The following is a 6,000-nucleotide window of genomic DNA, read 5'->3' as shown; positions in this document are numbered from 1 at the left end:
TAGAACAGGACTTTGGTGCATTAAAGAAGAAAAGAATGTAAGAAGGAAAAGACAAATCCATTGATGATATTATTAGAGATTATTGCGCTTCGAGTGTGTCCCACTCTTATTCAGAATGACTATATTTGCGAAAACTCCTAATTTGTCGAGGCTTTGGAGACCAAACCCCTAGGATATTGAATTTTATTAAAACTACCATATTTTATATAAAAAGTAAGAATTTTAGTATTTCTATTGGTATCATGTCCGGTTCCATCGGATTTTTCGGGCACCGTGCGTGTATAAAATTGCAGCAGTTTCGGAGGCGCGTGAGGTACAAAATTTTATTTTCTGTTTAGTAATTATGGTAACACAACCTTCCAGGTTGTTACAGCCTTGAAGGCTGTGCTACAAAGATATTTAAGTTTACCTCACCATCCTCATGCATTGCTGTAAGGTGAAAATGGCATAAAAGCTTCTGCCTTCAGCATAGCTGCCTTTCTTCCTCTTTTCAGACAAAAAAAAGAGGAGTGATTAAAAATAAATCACTACCTCATATCTTTTTTCTAATTAGATAGTAATTAGATGATTAAAATGTCGCTTTGAGTTAGATTTGGAGTACCATTGAGACGTGCAATAGTAACCACGTCACTTAAATCATCAGGACCGCCATTACCACTAGGATCGTACTTTAATAGACCTGAACCTGCTAATGTTGGGCTGTCTGGATCTGGTATTTGTACTGGGTTGCGCTCGTAGATAATTACAGGATTTGCGACTCGAGCAAAGCCATTTTCATAGTTATCACCTGAAGGAACAGAAACGAAATCATTAGCAGCAATAGCTGAATCTGCACTAGAGCTGGCTAAACCAAATCCATCATCCAGAAGTATGATTTGGTCATCAGCAGGATTGAAATCTACAATAACACTGTTTCTAGCATCTGTTATACTAAAGAAAACAAAGCTATCGTTTCCTTCCCCACCAATTAATGAGTCAGCGGTACTATTAATACCTCCTACAATATAGTCGTCACCAGCACCACCAAGAATTGTATCAGTGCCACTACGACCAAATATAGTATCATTTCCTGCACCACCAACAAGGCTATCGTTTCCTGTTGCTTCACCTACAAGACCCCCCTCAATGAAGTCATCACCAGCTCCAGCAACTAAGGTGTCTCCTCCTACACCACCAATTAAGCTATTATTACCTTCAGTATCTATAATAGATATTCCTGTACCTGGATCCTGAGGTGAAATGATAGTATCATCACCTTGTGTGTTACCTATTAATTCGTCGTTAGTTGTACCAAACTGGATAAAGTCATTGCCAGTACCACCATTGAAGTAGTTAGTTACACCAGTATTAGTATTACCTAATAGACGGTCATCGCCTGCACCACCAAGGAGAGTAATTTGAGTAACAGAAGTACCTGTAGTAGTAGCATCTATAGTGTCATCACCATCACCACCATCTGCGTTGTTGAATATACCACTTAAACAGTCATTACCTAGACCACCGATCATTGTGTCAGTTAAAAATCCTGCTACTAAGGTATCGTTTCCTGCACCACCATCCAATCTGTTGAGACCAGAAAAACCTGTAGTATTAAGTGGTACACCACTAGAGGTAACTTTATCCGGGCTCTGGTTCTCTGGAAGCAATCCTGTTTCAATGTAGTCATTACCTTCACCACCAATCAAGGTATCTCTTGCCGCTTGACCACGAATAGTATCGTTTCCAACTCCACCATCTAGAGAATTTCTACCATCTTGGAATGGCCCAACTGCACCTATAATGGAATCATCACCTTCACCACCAAGTAAAGTAGACCTTGATATTTCAGTTAGAGCTGTAGCAGTGCTATTACCAGGAATCCCTATAGTCTCACGGTTCCGGTTAATGATTATATCATCACCTACATCTCCACTGGCGCGGACTTGGCTACCAAAAGAGTATATTGTATCGTTATCCTTTCCACCAAAGATGGTATCTTTACTGCCCCAAGCTGCAACGAAATCTGTACTTGAGTTTGCAGATATAAAGTTCTCATTGCCTGTTGCACTAGATAGTGTAGCTAGATTCGCTGGATCGAGGTTTGCTGGTACTCCATTACCAACAGAAAAACTAATAGTATCTGCGCCTTTACCACCATACAGACTATCTCTTTGGCTCATAATCAGGATGTCATTATCTCGATTACCAAATAACAGGTTATTTCCAATCAAACCTCGGAGAAAGTCATCTCCATTACCTCCATAAAGGCTAGCTCGAGAAGCAGCTACTAAGGTGTCATTGCCCGATCCTGAGGCGTTATTTACTGCATCTCCAAATCCCAAACCTGATGCAGCTTGGAAATCTAAGGAATCATCTCCAGCACCGCCTGCAAGAGTGTCAGCTAAACCAGAGTTCCCTACGCCAGATGGACCTCTAGATTGCAAAGTATCGTTTCCTTCTCCACCTTGAACTAGACTACCTCCTAGGGTAGAAGTCAATATTAGGTCATCTCCACCCAGGGCATTAATCGTATCAGGTTTCTGTTCTCCTGAATCGTCCTGATCGAAGGTATTGTCTCCGTCAGTTAGTGTAACCATACCGTTTCACTCCTCTATATCTATAAATTTATGGTCAATTGTGCTATTTGGTTATACTACTTAAGATCGCCAATGATGTTATTTTTGGCTGTAGTTTAACTTGTTTACCTAAAATAAGTGCAACATTTAACCTACTCAAAGCTATGTGCCCTGAATATGTATAGCATCACCAGTTAAAGTGATGGCTGTTGCCGACAAAGTCTTGTGAAAGAACAAGACCCATAGTTTTCAGTTGGGCAGCCCGAAGCCTACTCTAAACGGCACTGTGGCAACTCAGATGTTTATTATTTAACGTCGCTTAACTTACGACCATTTATCCAATGATAAATTTTAGTTTTTGGCCAGGCAGGAGTATTCCCTTGTTAAACAAGTTACTAACTGTAAAATTCCTTACTTCACTTGTGAATTTTTGTCAAGGAATTAACCAAATTTCCGACGAACCTTTTTCAAACTAAATAATTGCAAATTAAGTAACCTTTAAAAGGTTTCTTCAGGTTTTTGGTCAGCTATTACTCCTCTACCCTTTAACTAGAAAATTGAACAGCAAAAAAATGGCCGATTATGTTTTGCCTGTGAGTTTAGCATTATTAACTTTGAAGTACAAGGTACAAGCTAATTTTTATTCTCAGGCTGCTTTTTTAATGATTGATTATAGTCTAAACATTACCGGAGGACGGAATTAATTAATTTTAGGTTCCCAGATATAGCAATTCTACTTTGCTGTTATAATACTAGATTTTGTTAGGTGGTAGTTAGGAACTAAAATTCATAATTTAAAGGTCAGGAGTCATAATTTTTCAAATTTTCAACCATCATAACAACGATTTTGACCACCAATTTCGGATTGCTGTTTAGGTCAATTTTGAGTTTACCTTTAATTTAGACTAACAAGAGAGGATGTTTTGGTTTCCCTGTTTATAGTCTATGTTAAGGCGCGATTGGCAACCTGATTAATTAGTTCTAAATGTTTTCTGAGTAGATCTGATAAAGCATAACGTTCTAGAACAGTTTGGCGGGCTTTTTCTCGTATTTCTGCCATACGAGTTGGATGCTCTAGAACTTCATCAACACGGTCGGCTATTTGCTTAGGAGAAAAGAAATCTACCAAAAGGCCATTTTCTCCATCTTGAATCACTTCTTTAACTGGTGCTGTATCAGACCCGACAATTAAACAGCCAGTAGATAGGGATTCAATCATTGACCATGATAGAACAAAAGGTCTAGTTAAATAGATGTGAACATCGGATGCTTGAATGACTTTCAAATATTGTCCATAAGGCAATGACCCAACAAAATGAACTCTTGATAAGTCTAAGGGGATTTTTTCCAGCATCTCTTGTTTGTAGCTTTTACCATTGGGTAAAGATTTACCATAGCAAACTCTTTCGGAACCGACTACTACCACATGACAGTTTGGCCTTCTTTCTTGGATGTAGGCGATCGCTTCAATAAATTCTGGAAAACCTCGATATGGTTCCATTCCTCTGGCTACATAGGTTATAAGTTCATCTACTCCAGATAAGTCTAGATTGGGTAGTACCAGTTTAGCTTCAGGATTTGGTTTAAAGTAATTAGTATCTACCCCATCGTGGAGTACGGATAGTTTAGTTTGAAATTCTGACGGAAATTGGGAACGCTGCCAATATGTGGGAGACAAACCCCTATCACAAGAGTATAAGTCTATTAATATGGGGGCGTTTTTTACCCTAATTCTGGCCATATCATCTACTGTTAGGGGTTCTGCGGGGTCAAAGTCGGCATCAGCACCTTCAGAATGATAGAACCATTCAAAGTAGCACAAAAGTGGAGTTCCAGGAAATGCTTCTTTGACAAATAAGGTTGGTCCCCATCCAGAATGACCGCAAATTACATCTGGGACAAATCCTTGGGACTTAAGTTGTTCGGCCATTCTAAATACGGCTTGTCCATAAATTACGGCACTTTCTAGGGGACGCACATAATGGTGGGTTTCTGGACGGGGTTCTCGACTGGGGTTAAATAATGCTTTATGGACTCCTGGTATTTTCCATTCTGGCCGTTCGTTTTTTGTACCAAAGACGACTTGATTTTCTGGGTTTGCTCCTAATGCGGTAATAATGTGACGATATTGGGCAGGAAAATTGGGGTGTAGAAATAAGACTTTCATTGGTTTGGTAGGTATTTTAGTTTAACACTAATTAATTAGGATTTTAGGGAGTAGAGAGTAGGGAGTAGGGGCGTTGCATCCAACGTCCTTACAAGGAAGTTATAGCGGACTCCAGTTTGGTAAAGTATACTCACGGGAGCAAGATGCACGGTTCCCGAAAAATCGCACTGAAAGGATTTAATTATTAAATCTGTACTTCTTCTTCCTGAAATCTGCTGTATATAAGGAGGTACAAGGTTCCTGAGAAATCAGAAAAATCAAGGGATAATTTTAGGGTTTTAGGGAGTAGGGAGTAGTTAAGAGGAATAGGGAGTTACATAAATACTAACTTTTTCAGCATTCTTAAGCAAAAATATGGTACTTTTTTTTGACCTAAAAATGCTTTGACCTCTATCTGTGAATCCTTCTATATTTAATCAACAAACCCTAATTATTAATTATTAATTATTCTCTAGGTGCTTGGCAAATCCACACACAATCTCTGGGAACTGAGTTAGTATCTTTATGAATAATTTGGTAGTTAAGATGGGAGAGAAATTTTTCCATTATTTTATCTGTCATTACTGAGTGAGCAGTACCATTTCGTTTACCCATCAAATTTTTATCCCAGTCTCTGAGAAATCTTTGCCAACCTAGTTCGCTAAGAGTATTTGTATGGTGAAATATGCAAAGTTTTTGCCCTTTTAATTTAGCTGGAATTTTAGTTAGATAGTTAAAAATATCTCTGGGTTCTAAATGTACCATTGTGTCGTAACAAAAGCAAATATCTGCTGTTTGGCTTTCAATATTATCTAATGTTATTCCATCAAGTTTGACATATTTTATTTGAGCTTCACCGAGTCTTTCTTTAGTAGCATTTAACATGGAATTAGAAATATCAGCGCATATTAATTTTTGGCAATATTTTAGTAATAATGCTGCGGTTCTTCCACCACCAATTCCTATTTCTAATACTGTATCTTTAGATGTGATATAAGGTGCGATAAATTTTTCTTCTATTAATTTTTCATATTCTGTTAATGAGTTGGCTGCTCCTGCTGCTTTGCCTATCCATTCATCTCCTATATGAGTTAATTCTGGGTAATCTTTTTGCCATTTTTTTGCATAGTCTTCCCATGCTTTTTCGTAATCAATATTCATCTTATTTAATGGATAATTAATAATTAATAATGGATAAAGTGTTTCCTATTGTTATCAGATACATCTCTCGCGGGCAAGATGCCCGCACTACGATATTTTTACCATTTACACTGTACCTCATTTGTTTGAAATATACTA

The 6,000-nt window shown here is 38.1% G+C and carries 4 protein-coding genes; 1 reads left to right on the top strand and 3 read right to left on the bottom strand.

Going from position 1 to position 6,000, the window contains the following annotated elements; genetic code table 11:
- Window positions 1-560: 560 nt before the first annotated feature.
- Window positions 561-2,576 carry a calcium-binding protein gene (locus VKJ25_RS14885; protein ID WP_324237417.1) on the bottom strand — a complete coding sequence of 672 codons (2,016 nt, stop codon included), beginning with the start codon at window positions 2,574-2,576 and terminating at the stop codon, window positions 561-563.
- 536 nt (window positions 2,577-3,112) lie between these two features.
- Between VKJ25_RS14885 and VKJ25_RS14880 the strand changes: the two genes are divergently transcribed.
- Window positions 3,113-3,259 carry a hypothetical protein gene (locus tag VKJ25_RS14880; RefSeq protein WP_324237416.1) on the top strand — a complete coding sequence of 49 codons (147 nt, stop codon included), beginning with the start codon at window positions 3,113-3,115 and terminating at the stop codon, window positions 3,257-3,259.
- A 239-nt stretch (window positions 3,260-3,498) separates the two neighbouring features.
- Here VKJ25_RS14880 and VKJ25_RS14875 read toward each other — a convergent pair whose 3' ends face one another.
- Together VKJ25_RS14875 and VKJ25_RS14870 are read right to left on the bottom strand one after the other, a co-directional pair.
- Window positions 3,499-4,722 carry a glycosyltransferase family 4 protein gene (locus tag VKJ25_RS14875; protein WP_324237415.1) on the bottom strand — a complete coding sequence of 408 codons (1,224 nt, stop codon included), beginning with the start codon at window positions 4,720-4,722 and terminating at the stop codon, window positions 3,499-3,501.
- Window positions 4,723-5,166: 444 nt separating this feature from the next.
- Entirely contained in the window at window positions 5,167-5,862 is a 696-nt protein-coding gene (locus VKJ25_RS14870; protein ID WP_324237414.1) for a class I SAM-dependent methyltransferase, read from the bottom strand.
- Window positions 5,863-6,000: the final 138 nt, after the last annotated feature.

The sequence above is a fragment of the Okeania sp. genome (assembly GCF_035285525.1).
Lineage (GTDB): Bacteria > Cyanobacteriota > Cyanobacteriia > Cyanobacteriales > Microcoleaceae > Trichodesmium.
The sequence above is the reverse complement of the archived record's forward strand: the minus strand, read 5'-3'. Positions and strand labels throughout refer to the sequence as shown.

Excerpts from the sequence above, each read along its gene's own strand:
- VKJ25_RS14885 (WP_324237417.1), bottom strand. The coding sequence starts at position 2,576 with ATGGTTACACTAACTGACGGAGACAATACCTTCGATCAGGACGATTCA.
- VKJ25_RS14875 (WP_324237415.1), bottom strand. The coding sequence starts at position 4,722 with ATGAAAGTCTTATTTCTACACCCCAATTTTCCTGCCCAATATCGTCAC.
- VKJ25_RS14870 (WP_324237414.1), bottom strand. The coding sequence starts at position 5,862 with ATGAATATTGATTACGAAAAAGCATGGGAAGACTATGCAAAAAAATGG.